The 21,854-nt window shown below is 74.5% G+C and carries 20 protein-coding genes and 1 pseudogene; 13 read left to right on the top strand and 8 right to left on the bottom strand.

Translation table 11 applies throughout. The features are described from left to right. The first annotated feature begins 54 nt into the window (after window positions 1-54). Together GA0070214_RS23225 and GA0070214_RS23220 are read left to right on the top strand one after the other, a co-directional pair. A complete protein-coding gene (locus tag GA0070214_RS23225; RefSeq protein WP_208602875.1) occupies window positions 55-1,332 on the top strand; it encodes a low temperature requirement protein A in 1,278 nt (425 codons plus the stop codon). 67 nt (window positions 1,333-1,399) lie between these two features. Further along, on the top strand, window positions 1,400-2,707 hold the full coding sequence (locus GA0070214_RS23220; RefSeq protein WP_244167812.1) for a low temperature requirement protein A: 1,308 nt from the start codon (window positions 1,400-1,402) through the stop codon (window positions 2,705-2,707). A 60-nt stretch (window positions 2,708-2,767) separates the two neighbouring features. On the opposite strand, the gene GA0070214_RS23215 is transcribed toward GA0070214_RS23220, so the two are convergent. The 3 genes from GA0070214_RS23215 to GA0070214_RS23205 all read right to left on the bottom strand — a co-directional run bounded on the left by GA0070214_RS23215 (window position 2,768) and on the right by GA0070214_RS23205 (window position 6,444). Beyond that, the gene (locus GA0070214_RS23215; RefSeq protein WP_091267974.1) at window positions 2,768-4,594 is read right to left on the bottom strand and encodes an AMP-dependent synthetase/ligase; all 1,827 of its coding nucleotides are present in this window, start codon (window positions 4,592-4,594) and stop codon (window positions 2,768-2,770) included. Between the two features lie 141 nt (window positions 4,595-4,735). Next, the gene (locus tag GA0070214_RS23210) at window positions 4,736-5,686 is read right to left on the bottom strand and encodes a terpene synthase family protein (protein WP_091267970.1); all 951 of its coding nucleotides are present in this window, start codon (window positions 5,684-5,686) and stop codon (window positions 4,736-4,738) included. 128 nt (window positions 5,687-5,814) lie between these two features. Continuing rightward, complete coding sequence (locus GA0070214_RS23205) at window positions 5,815-6,444, bottom strand: TIGR03085 family metal-binding protein (RefSeq protein WP_091267966.1); 630 nt, start codon at window positions 6,442-6,444, stop codon at window positions 5,815-5,817. A 217-nt stretch (window positions 6,445-6,661) separates the two neighbouring features. Here GA0070214_RS23205 and GA0070214_RS23200 point away from each other — a divergent pair, with 217 nt between their 5' ends. Together GA0070214_RS23200 and GA0070214_RS23195 are read left to right on the top strand one after the other, a co-directional pair. Then, on the top strand, window positions 6,662-8,590 hold the full coding sequence (locus GA0070214_RS23200; RefSeq protein ID WP_091267963.1) for an ABC transporter ATP-binding protein: 1,929 nt from the start codon (window positions 6,662-6,664) through the stop codon (window positions 8,588-8,590). Then, on the top strand, window positions 8,587-10,362 hold the full coding sequence (locus GA0070214_RS23195; protein ID WP_091267961.1) for an ABC transporter ATP-binding protein: 1,776 nt from the start codon (window positions 8,587-8,589) through the stop codon (window positions 10,360-10,362). Before GA0070214_RS23200 ends, GA0070214_RS23195 begins: the two co-directional genes overlap by 4 nt. A 10-nt stretch (window positions 10,363-10,372) precedes the next feature. Here the strand turns inward: GA0070214_RS23195 and rpsD are convergent, their stop codons facing one another. Further along, on the bottom strand, window positions 10,373-10,981 hold the full coding sequence (rpsD, locus tag GA0070214_RS23190) for a 30S ribosomal protein S4 (RefSeq protein ID WP_091267958.1): 609 nt from the start codon (window positions 10,979-10,981) through the stop codon (window positions 10,373-10,375). Window positions 10,982-11,052: 71 nt separating this feature from the next. Between rpsD and GA0070214_RS23185 the strand changes: the two genes are divergently transcribed. Continuing rightward, the gene (locus tag GA0070214_RS23185; RefSeq protein ID WP_091267956.1) at window positions 11,053-11,799 is read left to right on the top strand and encodes a DUF2470 domain-containing protein; all 747 of its coding nucleotides are present in this window, start codon (window positions 11,053-11,055) and stop codon (window positions 11,797-11,799) included. Between the two features lie 4 nt (window positions 11,800-11,803). Here the strand turns inward: GA0070214_RS23185 and GA0070214_RS23180 are convergent, their stop codons facing one another. Genes GA0070214_RS23180 through GA0070214_RS23170 form a run of 3 tightly spaced genes read right to left on the bottom strand, consistent with a single transcriptional unit; the run spans window position 11,804 to window position 13,874 of the window. After that, entirely contained in the window at window positions 11,804-12,397 is a 594-nt protein-coding gene (locus tag GA0070214_RS23180; RefSeq protein WP_091267953.1) for a TetR/AcrR family transcriptional regulator, read from the bottom strand. Beyond that, window positions 12,397-13,152 (bottom strand): ABC transporter permease, encoded by a 756-nt coding sequence (locus tag GA0070214_RS23175; protein ID WP_091267950.1) that lies wholly within the window; start codon window positions 13,150-13,152, stop codon window positions 12,397-12,399. The genes GA0070214_RS23180 and GA0070214_RS23175 overlap by 1 nt, the downstream gene beginning before the upstream one ends. Beyond that, window positions 13,149-13,874: an ABC transporter ATP-binding protein gene (locus tag GA0070214_RS23170; protein ID WP_091267947.1), complete on the bottom strand. Its 726-nt coding sequence runs from the start codon at window positions 13,872-13,874 to the stop codon at window positions 13,149-13,151. Before GA0070214_RS23170 ends, GA0070214_RS23175 begins: the two co-directional genes overlap by 4 nt. A 106-nt stretch (window positions 13,875-13,980) precedes the next feature. On the opposite strand from GA0070214_RS23170, the gene GA0070214_RS23165 reads away from it, so the two are divergent. The 6 genes and pseudogenes from GA0070214_RS23165 to GA0070214_RS23145 all read left to right on the top strand — a co-directional run bounded on the left by GA0070214_RS23165 (window position 13,981) and on the right by GA0070214_RS23145 (window position 18,978). Beyond that, on the top strand, window positions 13,981-14,370 hold the full coding sequence (locus GA0070214_RS23165) for a MerR family transcriptional regulator (RefSeq protein ID WP_091267945.1): 390 nt from the start codon (window positions 13,981-13,983) through the stop codon (window positions 14,368-14,370). Continuing rightward, window positions 14,367-15,371, top strand: a complete 1,005-nt coding sequence (locus GA0070214_RS23160; protein WP_091267941.1) for an aldo/keto reductase — start codon at window positions 14,367-14,369, stop codon at window positions 15,369-15,371. The genes GA0070214_RS23165 and GA0070214_RS23160 overlap by 4 nt, the downstream gene beginning before the upstream one ends. A 69-nt stretch (window positions 15,372-15,440) precedes the next feature. Further along, window positions 15,441-16,247, top strand: a pseudogene (locus GA0070214_RS32950) (phosphoribosyl-AMP cyclohydrolase); the annotation flags it as partial. Between the two features lie 186 nt (window positions 16,248-16,433). Further along, complete coding sequence (gene hisI / locus GA0070214_RS32565) at window positions 16,434-16,868, top strand: phosphoribosyl-AMP cyclohydrolase (RefSeq protein WP_091268400.1); 435 nt, start codon at window positions 16,434-16,436, stop codon at window positions 16,866-16,868. Then, entirely contained in the window at window positions 16,865-18,418 is a 1,554-nt protein-coding gene (locus GA0070214_RS23150) for an anthranilate synthase component I (protein WP_091267938.1), read from the top strand. Before hisI ends, GA0070214_RS23150 begins: the two co-directional genes overlap by 4 nt. Further along, on the top strand, window positions 18,415-18,978 hold the full coding sequence (locus GA0070214_RS23145) for a Trp biosynthesis-associated membrane protein (protein ID WP_091267935.1): 564 nt from the start codon (window positions 18,415-18,417) through the stop codon (window positions 18,976-18,978). The genes GA0070214_RS23150 and GA0070214_RS23145 overlap by 4 nt, the downstream gene beginning before the upstream one ends. Window positions 18,979-19,012: 34 nt before the next feature. Here the strand turns inward: GA0070214_RS23145 and GA0070214_RS23140 are convergent, their stop codons facing one another. Beyond that, a complete protein-coding gene (locus GA0070214_RS23140; RefSeq protein WP_091268398.1) occupies window positions 19,013-19,288 on the bottom strand; it encodes a hypothetical protein in 276 nt (91 codons plus the stop codon). A 490-nt stretch (window positions 19,289-19,778) separates the two neighbouring features. Between GA0070214_RS23140 and trpC the strand changes: the two genes are divergently transcribed. Then, on the top strand, window positions 19,779-20,582 hold the full coding sequence (gene trpC / locus GA0070214_RS23135; protein ID WP_208602882.1) for an indole-3-glycerol phosphate synthase TrpC: 804 nt from the start codon (window positions 19,779-19,781) through the stop codon (window positions 20,580-20,582). 39 nt (window positions 20,583-20,621) lie between these two features. Further along, entirely contained in the window at window positions 20,622-21,854 is a 1,233-nt protein-coding gene (gene trpB, locus GA0070214_RS23130) for a tryptophan synthase subunit beta (protein ID WP_091267929.1), read from the top strand.

Genomic DNA, 21,854 nt, shown 5'->3' with positions numbered 1-21,854 from the left:
GCGCGCCGGGGTCAGGGACACCGCTCCGGCCACCCGGCTGCCAGACTGTCCGCCGTGACGGACGGGACACGGCGTGCGCCGCGGATGCGGGTGATGACCGAGGGCGCCTCGGTCACCCCGCTGGAGCTCTTCTTCGACCTGGTCTTCGTCTACGCGCTCACCCAGGTGACCGCGTTGATGGCGGCCGACCTGACCTGGGCCGGCGTGGGCCGGGGCCTGCTGCTGCTGGCCCTGCTCTGGTGGTGCTGGTGCTGCTACGCCTGGCTCGGCAACACGGTCCGCGCCGACGAGGGTGTCGTCCGGGTGGTCCTCTTCGCGGTGGTGGCCACCATGTTCGTGGTCGCCGCGACCATCCCGGAGGCGTTCGTCGACCTGCCCGGCGGGCTCTCCGGCCCGCTCGTGTTCGCCGCCTGCTACCTGGCCGTCCGGGTGCTGCACCTGGTCCTCTACTGGTACGCCGCGCGCGGCGACGCCGGGCTGCGCCGCCAGCTGGTACGGGCCGCCCTGCCGATGCTGGGCGGGGCGGTGCTGCTCTTCACCGCCGCGCTGCTGCCCCCGTACCTCACCGACGACGCCGCCCGGGTCCTCACGCTGCGTACCCTGCTCTGGGTGCTCGCCCTCGCCGTCGACTACGGCGGCATCATGGCCATCGGCGCGGCGGGCTGGCAGATCTTCTCGGCCGCCCACTGGACCGAGCGGCACGGCCTCATCATCATCGTGGCGCTGGGGGAGTCCCTGGTCGCCATCGGGGTCGGGATCACCGCGCTGCCGATCTCCTGGCCGATCATCGTGGCCTCGTTCCTCGGCGTCACGGTGGCCGGGGCGCTGTGGTGGGCGTACTTCGACGTGGTCTCGATCGCCGCCGAGCGGGTCCTGGCCCGGGCGCGGGGCGCCGAGCGGGCCGCGCTGGGCCGGGACTCCTACACCTACCTGCACCTGCCGATGGTCACCGGCATCATCCTCCTCGCCCTGGGCTTCAAGAAGGTGCTGTCCTACGTCGGCGACGAGTCCCACCACCGGCTCACCGATCCCCTGCACGGCCTCGGCCTGCTCGCGCTCTACGGCGGCGTGATCCTCTACCTGCTCGGGCACGTGGGTTTCCGGCTGCGCAACATGCGCTCGGTCAACCGGCCACGGGTCGCGACCAGCGTGCTGCTGGTGCTGCTCCTGCCGGTGGCCGACCACCTGCCGGCGCTGGCCGCGCTGGGGCTGCTCGCCGTGGTCTGTGCCGGCATGGTGGTGTCCGAGGTGGTGCTCTTCGGCCCGGCGCGTCGCGCGCTGCGCGACGAGTTCCTCGCCGAGCACGGCGCCGGCGGCGCGCCCGGGCGGTAGGCGCTCGTTCCGGTACGGATCCTCCGATCGGCACCGGCACGGCACGGGGATTGCGGACACTGCCCGGGTGGGGAACGGCGGGGGTGCCCGGTGGTCGCGCGTCGTGTGGCCCGGCGCGCCCGGCTCCCGGACCACCCGCCTCGAACTCTTCTACGACCTGGTCTTCGTCTTTGCGTTCATCAACGTCACGACGCTCACCGCCACCCTGCTCTCCCCGGCCAACCTCTACCGCTGCCTGCTGGTGCTGGCCCTGCTCTGGTGGTCGTGGACCGGCTTCGCCCGGCTCGGCAACGCGGTGCGCGCCGACCAGGGCCTGCTGCCGGTGGTCGGCGTCGTCACGGTGGCCGCGACCTTCCTGCTGGTGCTCAGCGTGCCGAGCGCGTTCGTCGACCGTCCCGGCGGGCTGAACGGTCCGCTGGTCTTCGCGGGCTGCTACTTCGCGATCCGGATGAACCAGATCGCCGTCCTCGGGTGGGTGGATCGCTCGGATCCGCGCTGGCGCCGGGGGCTGCTGTGGCGCGCCATGCTGCCGACCGTCGCCACCGTCCTGCTGGTGATCGCCGGCACGGCTCCCCAGCGGCTCGGCGACCGGCCGTACGCCGTGATGCTGCAACTGGGGCTCTGGACCGTGGCGCTGCTGGTCGAGTACGTCGGCGGGGTGACCCTGGCCTCGCGGCGGTGGGTGGTGATCTCCGCCGGTCACTGGGCCGAGCGGCACGCCCTCATGGTGCTGATCGCGCTCGGTGAGTCGATCATCGCGCTGGGACTCGGCCCGAAGACCGGGCTGCCGCTCACCGGTCCCGTGGCGGTGGCCGCGCTGCTCGGCGTCCTGGTGGTGGCGGTGCTCTGGTGGGCGTACTTCGACACCCTGGCGTACGCGCTGGAGCAGGCGCTGCACCACGCCCGCGACCCGGCCGCCCGGCTCCGGCTCGCCCGGGACGTCTACACGTTCCTGCACCTGCCGCTGATCGCCGGGACCATCCTCTTCGCCCTCGGCCTCAAGGACCTGCTGGCCGACGCCGCCAGCCCGGAGACCCCCGGCTGGGGCCCGCCGCTGGGCGGCTTCTGGGTCACGATCCTGTTCGGCGGGGTGGGCCTCTACCTGCTGAGCCTCGTCGGCTGCGCGCTGGTGGCGCTGCGGGAGGTGCACTGGCCGCTGGTGATCACGGTCGTGGCGCTCGCCGTCGTCGCCCCCGTCGTCGCCCCGATCCCGGAGCTGGCGTCGCTCATCGTGCTGGCGGTGCTCGTCACCGTCGGGGTGGTCGTGGAGACGTTCCAGGAGGACGGCCGGCGGCGCCGGATCCGGCGGCTCGCGCTGGAGGAGCAGCTCGCCGCGGAGGCGGACCAGAGCCGCTGGCGTCAGGAGCACCTGTGAGCCGCGGCGGCGGCCGTGCCCCGGGACGGAGGGGCACGGCCGCCGGGCGGCGCGGGCTCGCTACAGCTCGGCGAGGGTGCCCGTGTACATCTTGTCGATCTCGTCGGCGAAGTTGGTCTCCACGCTCCGGCGCTTGATCTTCAGCGACGGGGTGACCTCGCCGTCCTCGATCGTGAGATCCCGGGGGAGGATCGTCACCTTCTTGATCGTCTCCCAGCGGTTCAGCTTGCCGTTCAGCTCGGCCACGTAGCCCTCGACCATGGCCTGCGCCTCGGGCGAGGTGACGATCGCGGTGTAGTCGCGGCCCTCCAGCGGCGTGCCCGCGGCCCAGCCCTTGATCGCGTCCGGGTCGAGCGTGACCAGCATGGTGCAGTAGTTGCGCGCCTGCCCGATCACCACCGCCTGCGAGGTGTACGGGCAGACGGCCTTGAACATGCCCTCGATGTGCGACGGCGCGATGTACTTGCCGCCCGAGGTCTTGACCAGGTCCTTCTTCCGGTCGGTGATGCGCAGGTAGCCGTCGTCGTCGAGGGTGCCGATGTCACCGCTGCGGAAGAAGCCGTCCTCGGTGAACGCGGCCGCGGTCTCCTCGGGCAGGTTGTGGTAGCCGCGCATGACCGGCTTGCCCCGCATGAGGATCTCGCCGTCGGTGTCGATCCGGCACTCCAGGTCGCCCATGGCCCGGCCCACGCTGCCGATCTTCAACCCGTCGGGCGGGTTCACGAACGCGCCGGCGCTGGTCTCGGTGAGCCCGTACCCCTCGGAGATGGGCAGGTTGGCCGCCGCGAAGAAGGTGGCGATCTCCTTGCTCAGCGGCGCCGCGCCGGAGACCAGCACCCGCATCCGGCCGCCGAGCCGGGCCTGGAGCTTGCTGAACACCAGCTTCTCGGCCAGCGCGTACCTGAGCTTCAGCCCGCCCGGGACCGGCTTGCCGGCCTGCTCCAGCGCGACCTTCTCCTTGCCCACCGCGACGCCCCAGGCGAAGATCTTCGCCTTCGCGCCGCCGGCGCTCTGGGCCGTGGTGACCGCCTTGTTGTAGACCTTCTCGAAGACCCGGGGCGCGCCGCACATGAGCGTCGGCCGGATCACGCCGAGCAGGTCGACCAGCTTGTCCACCCGGCCGTCGACGTAGGTGGGCAGGCCGACGTGGGTGGCGCCGCAGAGCAGCGTCTTGCCGAACGAGTGGGACAGCGGAAGCCACAGGTACTGCAGGTCGTCGGCGTGCAGCAGGCCCAGCTCGGCCTGCGCCACGCCCTCCCAGCACCAGCCGCCGTGCAGCAGCTCGACGCCCTTGGGCCGGCCCGTGGTGCCGGAGGTGTAGATCAGGGTGGCCAGGTGGTCCGGGCCGATCCCGGCGACCAGCATGTCGATCAGGTCGGGTTCGTTGGCCAGCGCCCGGGTTCCCCGTTCCTCCAGCTCCGCCAGGGTGAGCTGCGGGACGCCGGCGGCCGGGTCGGGCGCGCCGTCGAAGAGCACCACGTGGGTCAGCGCCGGCACCGCGCTGCCGGCGATCTTCGCGGCCTGGGCCGGGTTCTCGGCGAAGAGCACCTTGGAGCCGGAGTCGGCGACGATGTACGTCGCGTCCTCCGGCTCGGTGGTCGGGTAGACGGTCGTGGTGGCCCCGCCGGCACACATGATCCCGAAGTCGGCGAGCACCCACTCCAGGCGCGTGTTGGCCAGGATCGCCACCGGGTCCTCCAGGCCGACGCCGAGCCCGTGCAACCCGGCGGCGATCGCCCTGGCGCGCTGCCCGACCTGCTCCCACGTCAGCCAGACCGGCCCGGAGTCGTCCGGCGCGGGGTGGGCGAACGCGTGGCGGTCGGGGGAGTCCGCCACACGCTTGAGGAACATGTCGGGTACGGAACGGTACGGTACATCGAGAGCCATCGCTGTAGCCGCCTTCAGAGGGTGGAGGGACGTGACGGGGGTCACGCCATTCTGCGGTTACCGAAGAGTATTGCCTGGACCCGGGCAGCGGCTAGCCCCTCTGGCCTGCGGCGACCACGGTCCCGGAGGGTGGAACGCCGCTCAGGCGTACCGGGTGGCGGCGCGGGACCAGTCGTAGGTGGCCCGGATCCAGTTCCGCCGGGTGGTGAGGAAGGCCCGCACGCCCTCGTCGCCCGTCGCGGCCAGCGCCGCGTCCCGCTCCGCGTACGCCGCCAGGCTCTCGTTGAACCGGGCGGCTGCCGCGCGCAGCGCCGCCTCCTCGCCCCGGCCGGACTCGCCGGCGATCGTGGTGACCAGGTTGTGCGCGTCCGGGCCCGTCGCCCGCTCCTTGTCGTAGGAGAAGAGGTCGTTGCACCAGCAGACCAGGTCGGCGGCGAGCGCGTCCAGGGCGGCCAGCGCCGGATCGGCCCGCCGGTCCGGGCCGGGCAGGTCCGGGTGGGCCAGGTCGGTCAGGGTGAAGCTCGGCCGGGCGCCACCGGTGTGCCGGCGCATCTGCACGTACTCGGCCACCCCGGGCACCCGGTGGTGCTCCCGGTTGGCCGCCTCCCAGAGCAGGGCCAGCAGGTACTCGCGCAACTGGCTGACCAGGCGCAGCAGCAACGCCGGCCGGCGCCGGTCGCGGGCCCGCCGGCACAGGTCGTCCAGCGCCACGGCCAGCGGGCCGGCCTCGGCGGGGGGCGGCGCGGCCGGGTCGCCGTGCCGGTCGAGCACCTCCAGCAGGGCCGCCACGGTCGGCGCGAGCTGCGTCGGGCTGGCGCCCAGGCCGTCCTCGTCGCACGCGTCGTCCATCACGAACAGCCAGCTGATCAGGTCGGCGAGCAGCCGCAGGCCGTCGACCGACGCGTCCGGGCAGGCCCGTCCGGCCAGCTCCACCGGGTGGGCGCCGGCCAGCCGGCGCAGCCCGGCCGGGGTGTCGATGAGGCCCACGTCGACGACCCACCCGGCGCTCTCCCCGGCGACCAGCTCGACGGCGGCGTGCCGGCGCGTCGGGAAGGGGGGTTCGTGCAGTGCCGAGAGCGCGAAGCCTCGCATCCGTCTCCCCTTGTCCCGCCGCCCCGGGGTTGGGCGGCGGGACAGGAGCGTACGACAGCCGGGATCGGCTTCCGTCGCTGGGCCGAAGCCGGTCCCACGTGGCCCGGTGACCGGGCCGGCACGCTCCGTCAGAAGCCGAGGCCGGCCGCCCGCAACCGGTCCGCCGGCTCGGCCGGCCCGTCCACCTGGACCCGGGCCACCCGCTGCCGGCCGGAGAGGAACAGCACCAGTTCGCCCGGCGCGCCCACCACCCGCAGCCGCTCGCCGCCGCGGCCGACGGCCCGCTCGCCGTAGCCGGGAGCCTGGATCAGCAGATCCGCCGGGAAGCGCCGCAACGCGAACCGGGCCAGCACGGCGGCCCGCTTCCAGAGCGCGGCCTGCTGCCCCGCCGGCAGGTCGCGGGGGAGCCAGCCCGGCCGGCCCCGGCGCACGTCCTCGTGGTGGATGAAGAACTCCAGGCTGTTGGCCAGTTCGTCGGTGAGGGGATTGCTCACCGGGCTCCACAGCGGCGGGCGGCGGACCCGGGCCACCAGGTCGGCGTACGGTCCGGCGGCCAATCGCCGGCGCACCGCCTCGCCGTGCCCCCGCAGCGGCGGCAGCAGGAGGCCGCCCGCCGCGTCGGGCCGGCGCTCCCGCACCAGCAGGTGCGCCGCCAGGTCGCGGGTGGTCCACCCCTCGTTGACCGTCGGCGCGTCCGGTCCCAGCTCCAGCATCAGGTCGGCGAGCGCCTCGCGCTCCGTTCGGGCGTACCGCGGCATGGCCCGATCGTAGGCCCGGCGGCCCGGTCGGGCGCGCCCGGCGCGACCCGGCGCCGGGGGCGCCCGGCCGGCCGCCGGCCCGGGGCGCCGGCATCCGCCCTGCTCGGCGGGGTCGGCCGGGAGGGAGTGACGGCCGACATATCGGGGCCGGGTCGGCGGAGCCGGCGTCGAGCGGTAAGGATGAGGGAGAAAACTGCGGCTTACGGCGGGGGAGAGCGTGGCGAGCGCGACAAGTCGGGACGTCCTCGGCAGGGGACTACGGGTACTCGGCCGGGCCATCCGGGAGCAGCCGCGGATCTTCGCGGTCGCGGTGGCCGGCAGCGTGCTCTTCGGCCTCATGGTGATCGCCAGCGCCTACGTGGTCGGTGCGGTGGTCGGCAAGGTGGTGGTCCCGGCGGTGGCCCGCGGGTCGGTGACCGGTGGCGCCCTGGCGCTCGCCGCCGCCGCGCTGTTCGGGATCAGCGTGCTGCGGGTGGTCGGCATCTTCGGCCGCCGGCTCGGGGCCGGCTACATGCAGTACCGGCTGCAGGCCGCCTACCGCCGCCGGGTCACCCGCCGCTACCTCGACCTGCCGCTGGCCTGGCACCACCGCAACGCCACCGGCACGCTGCTCTCCAACGCCAACTCGGACGTGGAGGCCGCCTGGTACCCGATCGCGCCGCTGCCCTTCGCCGTCGGCACCCTGGTGATGCTCGTCGGCGCGGTGGTCTCGCTCTTCCTCACCGACTGGGCCCTCGCGCTGGTCGGCCTCGCCGTGTTCCCGGCGCTGTTCGCGCTCAACGTGGTCTACTCGCGCCGGATGGCGCCCCGGCAGGCCCGCGCCCAGCGGCTGCGGGCCGAGGTCAGCGGCATCGCGCACGAGAGCTTCGACGGCGCCCTGGTGGTCAAGACGATGGGCCGGGAGGCCCAGGAGACCGCCCGGTTCGCCGCCCGGGCCGGCGACCTGCGCGACGCGCTGATCTCCGTGGGCAAGCTACGCGGTGTCTTCGACCCCATGCTGGAGACGCTGCCCAGCCTCGGCACGCTCGCCGTGCTGGTGGTCGGCGCGGTCCGGCTCCGGCAGGGCGCGATCACCGTGACCGAGCTGGTCAGCGTGGCCTTCCTCTTCACCGTGCTGGCCTTCCCGGTCCGGGCCATCGGCTGGGTGCTGGCCGAGCTGCCGCGCAGCGTCGCCGGCTGGGACCGGGTCCGCCGGGTCCTCGACGCCACCGGCGAGATGCCGTACGGCGAGGTGACGCTCGACCCGGCCACGCCGGCGCCCGCCACGCTCGCCTTCGACGACGTGCACTTCGGCTACGAGCCGGCCGAGGCGCACCTGCCCGGCGCCCAGGTGCTCGGCGAGGTCACCTTCACCGTGCCGGCCGGGAAGACGGTCGCCCTGGTCGGGCCGACCGGCGCCGGCAAGTCCACCATCACCTCGCTGGCCGTGCGGCTGGTCGACCCGGACAGCGGCACGGTCACCCTGGACGGGGTCGACGTGCGGGAGCTGACGGCCGCCTCGCTGGCCTCGACGGTGGCCCTGGTCGCCCAGGTGCCGTTCGTCTTCGACGACACCGTGCGGGCCAACATCAGCCTGGACCGCCCCGGCATCGGCGACGAGGAGGTCTGGGCGGCGCTGCGGCTGGCCGAGGCGGACGGCTTCGTGGCCGCGCTGCCCGAGGGGCTGGACACCATGGTCGGCGAGCGGGGCACCTCGCTCTCCGGCGGGCAGCGGCAGCGGCTCACCCTGGCCCGGGCGCTCGCCGGCCGGCCCCGGCTGCTGGTGCTCGACGACGCCACCAGCGCCGTCGACCCCCGGGTGGAGGCGGCCATCCTGGCCGGGCTGCGCGCCCCGGCCGACCGGCCTTCATTCGGTCCGGAGCGCCGCCAAGCGGCGCGGAAGCCGAATCATGGCCGTGGCGCGCCCGCCTCGATCCTGGTGGTCGCCTACCGGCGGGCCACCATCGCGCTCGCCGACGAGGTGATCTACGTCGAGCACGGCCGGGTGGTGGCCCGCGGCACCCACACCGACCTGCTCGCCACCGTCCCCGGCTACGCCGACCTGGTCACCGCCTACGAGCAGGCCGAGCACGAACGCGATCAGAACCGCACGTACGACGAGGTCACGCAGCTGACCTCCGGCCTGGAAGTAGAGGTTGACCGGTGACCAGTGTGGCTGCCGAACAGCGGACCGAGTCGACCTGGCGGACGCTGCGGCGCGGGCTGGCGCTCTCCCCGGAGCTGAAGACCGGGCTGGCCGGCACCCTGGCGCTGGCCCTCATCTACATGATCGGCCGGGTCGCCGTGCCGGTGGCCGTGCAGCGCGGCATCGACCACGGCATCGTGGGCGGCCTCGACCTCGACGTGGTCACGCTGACCGTGGTGGTCACGGCCGCCGTGCTGGTGGTCACCACCACCTGCGGCTACCTGATGATGCGCCGGCTGTTCACGGTCAGCGAGACCGCACTGGCCGGGGTGCGCACCCGGGCGTTCCGGCACGTGCACGACCTGTCGATGCTGCACCAGCAGTCCGAGCGGCGCGGGTCGCTGGTCTCCCGGGTCACCAGCGACGTCGACCAGATCACCCAGTTCCTCCAGTGGGGCGGCGTGATCCTGATCGTCAACCTGGGCCAGCTCGTGGTGACGACCGCCGTGATGCTCGCGTACTCCTGGCAGCTGACCCTCGTGGTGCTCCTCGCGTTCGCGCCGGCGGTGCTGGTGATCCGGCTGCTCCAGCGCCGGCTCGCCGGCGCGTACGGGCTGGTCCGGCAGCGGATGGGCACCCTGCTCGGCACCATCGGCGAGAGCGTGGTGGGCGCCCCGGTGATCCGGGCGTACGGCATCTCCGGGCGCACCGCCCGGCGGCTCGACGCGGCGATCGAGGGGCAGCGCAAGGCCCAGCAGAAGGCCATCCGGATCAGCATCGTGGGCAGCTCCGTCGGTGAGCTGGCGGCCGGTCTGGCGCTCGCCGGCGTGGTGGTGGTCGGGGTCAAGCTGGGCGTCGACCGCACCCTGTCGATCGGCCAGCTCACCGCGTTCCTGTTCCTCGTGACGCTCTTCATCCAGCCGGTGCAGATCGCCACCGAGGTGCTCAACGAGGCGCAGAACGCCATCGCCGGCTGGCGCCGGGTGCTCGACGTGCTGGACGTCGCGCCGGACGTGGCCGATCCGGGGGAGCAGGGCCGGGAGCTGCCGCCAGGCCCGCTGGACATCCGCTTCGCCGGGGTCACGTTCGCCTACCCGGGCGGGCCGCCGGTGCTGCACGACGTGACGCTGGAGATCCCCGCGAAGAGCCGGGTGGCCGTGGTCGGCGAGACCGGCAGCGGCAAGACCACCTTCGCCAAGCTGCTCACCCGGCTCATGGACCCCACCGAGGGCGAGGTGCTGCTCTCCGGCGTCGCGCTGCGCGAGGTGCGGTTCGAGTCGCTGCGCTCCCGGGTGGTGATGGTGCCGCAGGACGGCTTCCTGTTCGACGCCACGGTGGGGGAGAACGTCCGCTTCGCCCGTCCGGACCTGACCGACGCGCAGCTCACCGCCGCCTTCTCCGAGCTGGGCCTGGCCGACTGGCTGGACGGGCTGCCGGCCGGGCTGGACACGCCGGTGGGCGAGCGGGGCGAGGCGCTGAGCGTCGGCGAGCGGCAGCTCGTCGCGCTGGCCCGGGCGTACGTGGCCGATCCCGACCTGCTGGTGCTGGACGAGGCGACCAGCGCCGTCGACCCGGCCACCGAGGTCCGCCTCCAGCGCACCCTGGACGCGGTCACCCGGGGCCGGACGACGCTGGCCATCGCCCACCGCCTGTCCACCGCCCAGGCCGCCGACGAGGTGATCGTGGTGGACCGGGGGCGGATCGTGCAGCGCGGCCCGCACGACGAGCTGCTGCGGGATCCGGAGTCGGTCTACGCGCTGCTCTACGCCTCCTGGCTGGAGCAGACCCGCTGAGCCGGCCCGGTCAGCGGGAGTAGAACTCCACCACGAGCTGCTCGTCGCAGATCACCGGCACCTCGCGGCGGGCGGGCTCGCGCAGCAGGGTGGCCCGCAGCCCGCTCAGCTCCACCGACAGGTACGGCCGGGGGCTGTCGTCGGCGTTCGCGCCGGTGGCGGCGAGCTGGAACGGCGGCAGCGCGCGGCTGCGCTCGCGGACCTCGACCACCTGGCCCGGGCGGAGCCGGTACGAGGGCCGGTCCACCTTGCGGCCGTCGACGGTGAAGTGGCCGTGCGCGACGAGCTGGCGCGCCTGGTAGCTGCTGCGCGCCAGCCCGGCCCGCAGCACCACGGCGTCGAGCCGCCGCTCCAGGAGCGCGACAAGGGTCTCGCCGGTCTTCCCGGCGCCGCGGGCCGCCTCGTCGAACGCCCGGCGGAGCTGGCCCTCGCTGACGTTGTACTGGTGGCGCAGCCGCTGCTTCTCCAGCAGCCGCACCTGGTAGTCGGAGGTGCTGCGCCGCGCTCGGCCGTGCACGCCCGGCGGGTAGGGGCGCCGCTCGAAGTACCGCACGCACTTGCGGGTGAGCGGGATGCCGAGGGAGCGGGAGAGCCGGGCCTTGGGCCGGGGGTGGTTCACGTCGACGTCTCCGATCGGATGGTCTAGCCTGCTACTTAGGTAAGCCTACCTATGAAGAGGAGGTCGGGATCATGCGGCCCAGCCCGGCGGAGATCGTCCGTACCCTGGTCGCGGGCCGGCTGCCCGCCCTCGTCCACCTGGCCCAGCGCCCCGGCCCGCACCAGGCGCGGCACGTCACCGACCCGGACGGGCGGGTCCTGCTGCTGGTCCCGGTGGTCAGCGACCTGGCCGCGGCGCTGGTCCCGCCGGACGGCGACACCGAGGTGGCCACCGTGCTGGACGTGCTCGACCTCCCGCCGGCCGCCGGCGCGCCCTCGCTCGGCCGGGCCTGGGTCTCCGGCTGGGCGGCCCGGCTGGACGGGGACGAGGCCCGCCGGGCCGCCGTCGACTTCGCCACCGTGCAGCCGACCGGCGACCTGCTCGACGTGGGCACCCGCTTCCACCTGCACCGTTTCGAGGTGGTCGAGGCCCGCTGGGAACGCGCGGGCGCCACCCGCCGGATCGACCCCGACGCGTACGCCGAGGCCGAGCCGGATCCGCTGCACGCCGTCGAGGCGGAACTGCTGGCCGACCTCGCCGACCACCACGGCGACCAGGTGGGCGCCTACCTGCGCACGCGGCTCGGCCGCACCGGGTCGGAGGCCGGCGGCCCGCCCCGGGTGGTCCGCATCGACCGGTACGGGCTGCTGGTCTCCCACGGTCGTCCCGGCGCCCGCCGCCGCACCCGGCTCGCCTTCGCCGCTCCGGTCGCCGACCCGGCCGAGCTGGCCCGGCTGCTGCACCCCATGCTCTGCCCGCGCGCCGCCGGCCGCGCCTGACCGGTCAGCCCAGGTCGCCGGTGACGTAGCGCTGGACGGTCGGTCCGATCGCGGCGACAAGGGTCTCCGGGTCGGCGGAGGCCACCGGTTCCAGCCGGATGACGTAGCGCATCATGGCCAGGCCGATCAGCTGGCTCGCCACCAGCGAGCCGCGCAACGGCAGCTCGGCCGGGTCGATGTCGAGATGGTCGAGCACCCGCCGGAGCACCTGGGTCACCAGGAACTCGCGCATCAGCCGGGCCATCCACTCGTTGCTGACCGCCGAGCGGAGCAGGGCGACCGCCGCGGTGCCGGCGGGTGAGTCCCAGACCCCGAGGAAGGTCCGGACCAGTCGTTCGCCGACCCCCTCCGGTCCGCCGGCCAACACCCCCGGCAGCAGCCGCGCCGGATCGATCGGCATGGCCATGGCGGCCCGGAACAGCTCCTCCTTGGTGCCGAAGTAGTGGTGCACCAGCGCCGGGTCCACCTCGGCGGCGGTGGCGATCGCCCGGATCGAGGTGGCGTCGAAGCCCCGCTCGGCGAACGCCGCCCGGGCCGCCGCGAGGATGGCCTCGCGGGTGTCCGGGTTGCCGGGTCGCCGGCCGGTGCGCCGCGCCATCATCCGCTGCGCCGTCGCAGGGTCGCGGCGGCCAGCACCAGCGCCGCGACCGCCGCTCCGGCGACGATCGCCACGTCCCGCCACATCGTCCCGGTCGGGTCGGCGTGCGCGCCGACCTCCTGGAGCGCCTCGACGGCGTACGACAGGGGCAGCACGTCGCTGATCGCCTGGAGCCAGCCGGCCATCTCGCCGCGGGGCACGAAGAGCCCGCAGAGCAGCAGCTGGGGGGCGACCACCACCGGCATGAACTGCACGGCCTGGAACTCCGTGCGGGCGAAGGCGCTGCAGAACAGCCCGAGCGCGACCGCGAGCACGGCGTTGATCGCGGCGATCATGATCACGAGGCCGATGCTGCCGGCGGTGGTCAGGTCGAACACCCAGTACGCCACGGCCGAGGCCACGGTGGCCTGGACGACGCCGGCCAGGCCGAACGCGATGCCGTAGCCGAAGAGCAGGTCGAGCTTGGCCAGCGGGGTGGTGAGCAGCCGCTCCAGCGTGCCGGTGGTGCGCTCCCGCAGCATGGCGATGCTGGTCACCAGGAACATGATGATGAACGGGAAGAAGCCCAGCATGATGAGCGCCACCCGGTCGAAGACCGTGGGCTGCCCCGGCGGGGTGGGCTGGTCGACGTACATGAAGTAGACCAGCGTGAGCAGCAGGGCGGGGACCACGACGAGCAGCGCCACGGTGCGCCGGTCGTGCCGGAGCTGGCGCAGGATCCGCCCCGTGGTGGCGGCCAGGATGTGGGGGTTCACGCTTCGGCCTCCTGCTCGCTCGCCTTGATCAACCGGAGGAACGCCTCTTCCAGGTCCTCCACGCCGGTGGCGGCGCGGACCGCGTCGGGGGTGTCGTCGGCGACCAGCCGGCCGTCCCGGATGAGCAGCAGGCGGTCGCACCGGCCGGCCTCGTCCATCACGTGGCTGGACACCAGCAGCGTGGTGCCGGCGGCCGCCATGGCGTGGAACCGGGCCCACAGGTCGGCCCGGAGCACCGGGTCCTGGCCCACGGTGGGCTCGTCGAGGATGACCAGTTCGGGATCGCCGACCAGGGCGCAGGCCAGCGAGGCGCGGCTGCGCTGCCCGCCGGAGAGGTTGCCGACCAGTTGGGTGGCCGCGCCGGCCAGCCCCACGTCGGCGACCGTCTGGTCGGCGTGCGCGTGGTCCCGACCGTGGAGCGCGGCGAAGTAGCGCGCGTTCTCCCGGACGGTCAGGTCGGCGTAGACGCTGGGCGCCTGGGTCAGGTAGCCGACCCGGCGGCGCAGCTCGGCCGCCCCGGCCGGCCGGCCCAGCACGGTGACCGTGCCCGAGGAGACGGTCTGCACCCCGACGACCGCGCGCATCAGGGTGGTCTTGCCACTGCCGCTCGGCCCGAGCAGCCCGGTGACCGTGCCGCGGGGCACCGCGCACGAGATGCCCTGGAGCACCCGCCGCCGGCCCCGCTCGACCACCAGGTCACGGACCGACACCGCGTCGTCCATGCCCGCCTCCCATGAATTCATCAACCGATGAACTCAACGCTAGATGAGTTATCCGTCCCGCACAAGGTTTGACTTCGAGTGCCCTCGAACTGGAAGTCTGGGGCACGTGGACATCAGCACGCGGGAGATGAGCCTCACCGTCGGTGAGGCGGCGGAACGGGTCGGCCTCACCACCTACACGCTGCGCTGGTACGAGCAGGAGGGCCTGGTCGCCCCGGTGGGCCGGGACTCCGCGGGCCGCCGGCGCTACACCGAGTCCGACGTCAACTGGCTGTTCCTGCTCACCCGGCTGCGGCGCACCGGCATGCCGGTGCGCGACATGCGGCGCTATGCCGAACTGGCCCGGCAGGGGGACCGCACGCTCGGCGCCCGCCGGGCGCTGTTCGAGGCGCACCGCGGCCGGGTGCTGGCCCGGATGGCCGAGCTGGAGGAGGACCTCAAGGTTCTCGACTACAAGATCGACGCGTACCGCCGCGCGGAGGAGGAACTGGCATGATCAAGCGACGGGTGGGCGCCACCGGCCCGGAGGTCTCGGCCATCGGCCTGGGTTGCATGGGCATGAGCTTCGCCTACGGCGGCGCCGACGACGCCGAGTCGACCCGGACCCTGCACCGGGCCCTCGACCTCGGGGTCAACCACCTCGACACCGCCGACATGTACGGCTTCGGGGCGAACGAGCGGCTGCTCGGCCCGGTGGTCCGGGCGCGGCGGGACGAGGTCTTCCTGGCCACCAAGTTCGGCAACCGCACGAGCGGTGACAGCTTCGGCGGCACCGGCAGCCCGGGCGCCTACGTCGACAGCAGCGCCGCCTGGGCCCGGCAGGCCTGCGACGCCTCCCTGGCCCGGCTCGGCATCGACACCATCGACCTCTACTACCTGCACCGGCGCAACCCGGACACCCCGATCGAGGAGACCGTCGGCGCGCTGGCCGAGCTGGTGAAGGCCGGCAAGGTGCGGCTCATCGGCCTCTCCGAGGTCAGCCCGGCGACGCTGCGGGCGGCGCACGCGGTGCACCCGATCTCGGCGGTCCAGATGGAGTACTCCCTGTTCACCCGGGAGGTCGAGGGAGAGATGCTGGCCACCTGCCGGGAGCTGGGCGTGTCCCTGGTGGCGTACTCGCCGGTCGGGCGGGGGCTGCTCACCGGAGCCATCACCAGTCGCGAGCAGCTCGCCGAGGACGACTGGCGGCGCACCGTCCCGCGCTTCGCCGACGGCAATCTCGACACCAACCTGAAGCTGGCCGAGGCCGTCCGGGAGGTGGCCGCCGAGCTGGGCTGCACGCCCGCCCAGGCGGCGCTGGCCTGGCTGCTCGCGCAGGGGGAGGACGTGCTCCCGATCCCCGGTACCAAGCGGGTCCGCTACCTGGAGGAGAACGCGGCCGCGGCCGACCTGCGGCTCACCCCCGAGCAGCGGGACCGGCTGAGCGGGGCGGTGCCGGCCGGCGCCGTGGCGGGGGAAAGGTACACCCCGGCAGGAATGCGAACGGTCGGGCACTAGCCGCAGCGGCGGACAGCCGGTCCGCCATCGGTCATTGCGCCAAGATCGGACGTCCGGCACCATGACGCCGTGGGTCCCGCTCCGTTGCCCGAGACCGGCGGCGGCTCCAGGTCGCCGCGCGGCGCCGGACGCGCCGAGCTGGAGTTGCCGGGATTCCTCGACGAGTGGGCCGCCCGCCTCCGGCAGACCGCGGACGGTCCCGTCGTCGGGATCCTGCTGCGTGGCAGCCACGCCCGGCGGGCCGCCACCGAGCACAGCGACGTCGACGTCGACGTACTGCTCGCCGACGACGAGCGGCCCGGCACGGGCGAGCCGCCCGCCGCTCCGGCACCCGGGGCGGCGGGTCCGGCCGTCGACAGCACCCCGTACGCGGCCCGCCGGGCGTACCTCGCCGAGTTCGACGGCCGGCTCGTGCACGTCTCGGTGGCCGCCCGGGACGTCCGCTCCTGGGTACGCCGGCTGGGCCAGCCCGCCGACTGGGCGTTCGGGCTGCCGGTCACCGCGCCGGCCCGGCTGCTCTGGGCGGCGCCGGAGTGGCGGCGCCGGATCGACCTGCCGGTGCTCTGCCAGCCCGCCGACGAGCCCCGCCTCGAGGAGCTGATCGCGACCCTGGGCAAGGTGGCCGGCGCCCGCTGGGCCGGCGACGCGGTGGGCGTCCGGCTCGCCGCCGCCGACCTGGCCCGGCTCTGCCCGTCGGTGCTGCGGCTGGCCAACCCGACGGTCCGGGTGGTGTCCCGCCGGGCCGCCCTGGCCGCCGCGCTGGACCTGCCGGTGGCGCCACCCGGCTACCGCGAGGACATGCTGCGCTGCCTCGGGCTGCGCCCCGGCGACCCGGCCGAGGTCGGCGCCGCCGCGGGCCGGCTGGTCACCGGCATCGTCCCGCTGATCCGCCCGTACGCCGGGGAGATCGCCGCGGTCGGCGGCGCGGACCTGGCGGCGGCCCTGGTCGACGGCCGGCTGGACCGCTATCTCGGCCAGCTCACCCGGGCGCTGGGCCGCTCCGCGCCCGCCTCCCGGGACACGTCGGCGGTGCCGGTGCCGCGTGCGGGAGAATGGTCAACCGTGCCCGCCTCTGACGCGCCGGTGACCGGCGCACCCGCCACCTCCGGCGGCCCCCCGGCCCCCGGCCCGGCCCGCCCCTCCCGGCTCGACCCGGCCGTCGCGGCCCGGCTGCGCCGCACCCCCGACGGCCTCGTGGCCGCGGTGGTCCGCGCGCACGACACGGGCGAGGTGCTGATGGTCGCCTGGATGGACGACGAGGCGCTGCACCGCACCCTCACCACCGGCCGCGCCACCTACTGGTCGCGCAGCCGTCAGGAGTACTGGGTCAAGGGCGCCACCTCCGGCCACCACCAGCACGTCCGCTCGGTCGCGCTGGACTGCGACGGCGACGCGCTGCTGGTCAGCGTCGACCAGGTCGGCGCCGCCTGCCACACCGGGCACCGCACCTGCTTCTTCACCGAGCTGCCGGTCAGCTCCCCGGAGACGGCCTCATGACCGACGGCACGGTGAGCCCGGATCAGGCCGCCTTCGCCGACCTGGCGGCCCGCTGGCGGGTCGTGCCGGTCACCCGGCGGCTGCTCGCCGACGCGGAGACCCCGGTCGGCGTCTACCGCAAGCTCGCCGGCGGCCCCGGCACCTTCCTGCTGGAATCCGCCGAGCAGGGCGTCGGCTCGGCCGGGATGGCCTGGTCGCGCTACTCCTTCATCGGGGTGCGCAGCAGCGCCACGCTGACCGAGCGGGACGGCGCGGCCGTCTGGGCCGGCGAGCCGCCCGCCGGGGTGCCGGCCGGCGGCGACCCGGTGACCGCGCTCCGCGAGACCGTCGCCGCTCTGGCCGGCCCGGCCTGGGACCCGGCCAGCGGCATGCCGCCGCTCACCGGGGGCATGGTCGGCTACCTCGGGTACGACCTGGTCCGCCGCTTCGAGCGGCTGCCCGAGCTGACCGAGGACGAGCTGGACGTGCCCGAGCTGGGCATGATGCTCGCCACCGACCTCGTGGTGCTCGACCACTACGACGGCTCGGCGATCCTGGTCGCCAACGCGGTGCTGCCCCCGCTGGACATGCCCGACCGGGAGCCGCTGGTGTCGGCCGCGTACCACCACGCCGTGGGCCGGCTGGACGCCATGACCACGGCGCTGTCCCGACCGATTCCGCCCATGATCTCCACGGTCGCCCGGCCCGGCGTCGGCGAGGTGGTCAGCCGGACCCCGGAGGGCGGCTACCCGAAGGCCGTGGAGGCGGCCAAGGAGGCGATCCGGGCCGGCGAGTGCTTCCAGATCGTGCTCAGCCAGCGCTTCGAGCGCCCCACCCACGCCGATCCGCTCGACGTCTACCGGGTGCTGCGCACCACCAACCCCAGCCCGTACATGTACCTGCTGCGCTTCGACGGCTTCGACATCGTGGGCTCCTCGCCGGAGGCGCATCTCAAGGTGAGCACCGGCGCGGACGGGCGGCGGCGGGCGTTGCTGCACCCGATCGCCGGCACCCGGCCGCGCGGCGGCTCCCCGGAGGCGGACGCCCGGCTGGCCGCCGAGCTGCTCGCCGACCCGAAGGAGCGCGCCGAGCACGTCATGCTGGTCGACCTGGGCCGCAACGACCTGGGCCGGGTCTGCCGGCCGGGCACGGTCGAGGTCCCGGAGTTCGCCACCATCGAGCGGTACAGCCACGTCATGCACATCGTCTCCACGGTCGTCGGTGAGCTGCGGGAGGACCGCACCGCCTTCGACGCGCTGGCCGCGACCTTCCCGGCCGGCACCCTGTCCGGCGCGCCGAAGGTGCGGGCCATGGAGATCATCGAGGAGCTGGAACCGGTCCGGCGCGGCCTCTACGGCGGCACGGTCGGCTACTTCGGCTTCGGCGGCGACCTGGACATGGCCATCGCCATCCGCACCGCGCTGATCCGCGAGGGCCGCGCCTACGTGCAGGCCGGGGCGGGGGTGGTGGCCGATTCCGATCCCGCCGCCGAGGACCGGGAGACGCGGAACAAGGCCGCCGCGGTGCTCGCCGCGATCGCCGCCGCCGAGACGCTGCGGCCCGCGCGATGAGCGCGTCGACCGGCGCGCCCGCCGCGCGGGGCCGGCGCGAGCTGACGTACGCCGTGCTGCTCTGCCTGGCCGGCGCGGGCCTGGCGTTCTGGGCGGTGACCCGGACCTGGTCCGTCGAGCTGACGGCGCGCGGCTCGCTGCCGCCCACCCGGCACGCCCGCACCGGCGCGGAGCTGCTGCCCTGGGTGTCGGCGCTGGCCCTGGTCGGGCTGGCCGGCGGCGGCGCGGTGCTCGCCACCCGGGGGCGGGTCCGGCGGCTGCTGGGCGGCCTGCTGACCCTGCTCGGGCTGGGCGTGGCGGCCGGCGGCGGCTACGGCCTGACCGAGTCCGGGGTGAGCCGGCAGTGGCCGGCGCTGGTGTTGGCGGGCGGGCTGGTGCTGCTGGCCGGTGGGCTGTGCACCGCGCTGCGCGGTGGCGGCTGGCCCGCGATGGGCGCCCGCTACGAGCGGCGGGCGGCCCGGCCGGCCGGGTCCGCCGGGGAGAACCGGCCGGCGGTCGAGCGGGGCACCCGCGACGCCTGGGAGGCACTGGACCGGGGCGAGGACCCGACGGTCGGCTGACGGCCAGCGCCCGGGGAGCGGAGCGTTCCCGGTTTCAGCGCACCGGCTGGGCGTCGCGCGCGTCCTGGCGCTCGCGGGCCGCGGCGCGGGCGGCGGCGAGTTCGGCCACCAGGCGGTCCAACTCGCGGCGCTGCGCGGCCCGGGCCCGGTCGGCGCAGACCGCCTCCCAGGCGTTGCCGCGGGCGGTGCGCATCCGGCCGTCGCCGGCCACGGCGCGTTCGAGGGTGTGCACCACGCCGAACGCGAGCGACGCGACGCTCCGGGAGATGGTGGTGAATCCGAGGCTCTGGTTCGGCCCGTTGGCGCTCATGGTCACCCCGCACGAGATCGTTGGCGACGGTCGGCAGCCGCCTCATCGAGTCTGCCCGAGGAGGATGCTGCCGGGCTCACGTTTCGCCCGCGTGAAGCCCGGATCAACTCTGCGGCAGCCGGGCCGACCTGGGCAGGGCCGTTCGGCCTTGAGCTTGCTCACAGCATCGACGGCCGTCACGATCCTGCGCGGAGCGGGCGCCCATGGTGAGATAGGTCATGGGCGGCGGTCGATGTGGCGGCCGGGGGCGCGGGGCGTGCCCGAGTGACGCCGGTCGATGGGCGCGGTGGCGCTGCGTGACACCGCGTTCACCCGAAGTCGGCCATCATGCCACAGCCCATTTCGTGAGGAGCGCCATACCCCCGGGGACTTGCCTCCAGGTGGCGCCCCCTAGCATCGGCCCATGACACCCGGAGAGGGGAGTCCGTTGGTGACTGCTGAGCATGCGCACGCGGAGGGGGACGAGGCCGGTTCGGCGGCGTCCGCAAGCGTGCTCGACGAGATCCTGGCCGGCGTGCGCGAGGACGTGGCCCGGCGACAGGAGCAGGTTCCGCTGGAGCGGATCCGCGAGCTGGCCGCCGCCGCGCCGCCACCGCTGGACGCGTACGCGGCGCTGCGCCGGCCCGGCGTGGCCGTGATCGCCGAGGTGAAGCGCTCGTCGCCGTCCAAGGGGCGGCTGGCCGAGATCGCCGACCCGGCCGACCTGGCGGCCGACTACGCCGCCGGTGGCGCCCGGGCGATCAGCGTGCTCACCGAGGGCCGCTGGTTCGGCGGGTCGCTGGACGACCTGGCCGCGGTCCGCGCCGCCGTGAACGTGCCGGTGCTGCGCAAGGACTTCGTGGTCTCCAGCTACCAGGTGCACGAGGCCCGGGCGCACGGCGCCGACCTGGTGCTGCTGATCGTCGCCGCGCTGGAGCAGAACGTCCTGGTCGGGCTGCTGGAGCGGATCGAGTCGCTGGGCATGTGCGCGCTCGTCGAGGTGCACACCGAGGAGGAGGCCGACCGGGCCATGGAGGCCGGGGCGCAGGTGATCGGCGTCAACGCCCGCGACCTGCGTACCCTGGAGGTCGACCGCTCGGTGTTCGAGCGGATCGCACCCGGCCTGCCGAGCAGCGTCGTCAAGATCGCCGAGTCCGGCGTGCGCGGCCCGCACGACCTGATCCGTTACGCCTCGGCCGGCGCCGACGCCGTCCTGGTCGGCGAGGGTCTGGTCACCCAGAAGAGCCCCCGCGAGGCGGTCGCCGAGCTGGTCAACGCCGGCAACCACCCGGCAACGCCCCGCCCGGTGCGCTGACCCCGCGCCGGGGCCCGACACGTCGAGAGGACTCCCGCGATGAGCACTGACGCCGCGGCCCCGGCCGGCCAGCTGCCCGACTCCGCCGGTCACTTCGGCCGGTTCGGCGGCCGCTTCGTCCCCGAGGCCCTGGTTGCCGCGCTCGACGAGCTGGACGCGGCGTACCGGAAGGCGATGACCGACGAGGACTTCCTCGCCGAGTTCGACGCCCTGCTGCGCGACTACGCCGGCACGCCCTCGCTGCTCTACGAGGCCCGGCGGCTCTCCGCCCAGATCGGCGCCCGGGTCCTGCTCAAGCGGGAGGACCTCAACCACACCGGCGCGCACAAGGTCCGCAACGTGCTCGGCCAGGCGCTGCTCACCAAGCGGATGGGCAAGCGCCGGGTGATCGCCGAGACCGGCGCCGGCCAGCACGGCGTGGCCACCGCCACCGCCGCCGCCCTGTTCGACCTCGAGTGCGTGGTCTACATGGGCGAGGTGGACACCGAGCGGCAGGCGCTCAACGTGGCCCGGATGCGGATGCTCGGCGCCACCGTCGTCCCGGTCACCACCGGCTCCCGCACGCTCAAGGACGCCATGAACGAGGCGATGCGGGACTGGGTCGCCAACGTCGACAGCACCCACTACCTGATCGGCACCGCCGCGGGCCCGCACCCGTTCCCCGAGATGGTCCGGGACTTCGTGCGCGGCATCGGCGTGGAGGCCCGCCAGCAGTGCCTCGACCTCACCGGCGCGCTGCCCGACGCCGTGGCGGCCTGCGTGGGCGGCGGCTCCAACGCGCTGGGCATCTTCCACGCCTTCGTGCCGGACACCGACGTGCGGCTCTACGGCTTCGAGGCCGGCGGCGAGGGCGTGGCCACCGGCCGGCACGCGGCCAGCATCACCGGCGGCTCGGCGGGCGTGCTGCACGGCACCCGGACGTACGTGCTGCAGAACGAGGACGGCCAGACGGTCGAGTCGCACTCGATCTCGGCCGGCCTGGACTACCCGGGCGTCGGGCCCGAGCACGCCTGGCTGCACGACAGCGGCCGGGCCACCTACCTGCCCGTCGACGACGACGAGGCGATGGCCGCCTTCGAGCTGCTCTGCCGCACCGAGGGCATCATCCCGGCCATCGAGAGCTCGCACGCGCTCGCCGGCGCCCGCAAGATCGCCCCGCAGCTCGCCGCCGAGCTGGGCCGGGAGCCGGTCATCGTGGTCAACCTCTCCGGCCGGGGCGACAAGGACGTGCACACCGCCGGTGCCTACTTCGGCATCCTCGACAAGGAGTGA

It is taken from the genome of Micromonospora chaiyaphumensis (assembly GCF_900091435.1).
Classification (GTDB): Bacteria; Actinomycetota; Actinomycetes; order Mycobacteriales; family Micromonosporaceae; genus Micromonospora; species Micromonospora chaiyaphumensis.
The sequence above is the reverse complement of the archived record's forward strand: the minus strand, read 5'-3'. Positions and strand labels throughout refer to the sequence as shown.

Coding starts and splice junctions, on each gene's coding strand:
- GA0070214_RS23215 (WP_091267974.1), bottom strand. CDS start 4,594: ATGGCTCTCGATGTACCGTACCGTTCCGTACCCGACATGTTCCTCAAG.
- GA0070214_RS23210 (WP_091267970.1), bottom strand. CDS start 5,686: ATGCGAGGCTTCGCGCTCTCGGCACTGCACGAACCCCCCTTCCCGACG.
- GA0070214_RS23205 (WP_091267966.1), bottom strand. CDS start 6,444: ATGCCGCGGTACGCCCGAACGGAGCGCGAGGCGCTCGCCGACCTGATG.
- GA0070214_RS23185 (WP_091267956.1), top strand. CDS start 11,053: ATGCGGCCCAGCCCGGCGGAGATCGTCCGTACCCTGGTCGCGGGCCGG.
- GA0070214_RS23180 (WP_091267953.1), bottom strand. CDS start 12,397: ATGGCGCGGCGCACCGGCCGGCGACCCGGCAACCCGGACACCCGCGAG.
- GA0070214_RS23170 (WP_091267947.1), bottom strand. CDS start 13,874: ATGGACGACGCGGTGTCGGTCCGTGACCTGGTGGTCGAGCGGGGCCGG.
- GA0070214_RS23160 (WP_091267941.1), top strand. CDS start 14,367: ATGATCAAGCGACGGGTGGGCGCCACCGGCCCGGAGGTCTCGGCCATC.
- GA0070214_RS23150 (WP_091267938.1), top strand. CDS start 16,865: ATGACCGACGGCACGGTGAGCCCGGATCAGGCCGCCTTCGCCGACCTG.
- GA0070214_RS23145 (WP_091267935.1), top strand. CDS start 18,415: ATGAGCGCGTCGACCGGCGCGCCCGCCGCGCGGGGCCGGCGCGAGCTG.
- GA0070214_RS23140 (WP_091268398.1), bottom strand. CDS start 19,288: ATGAGCGCCAACGGGCCGAACCAGAGCCTCGGATTCACCACCATCTCC.
- trpB (WP_091267929.1), top strand. CDS start 20,622: ATGAGCACTGACGCCGCGGCCCCGGCCGGCCAGCTGCCCGACTCCGCC.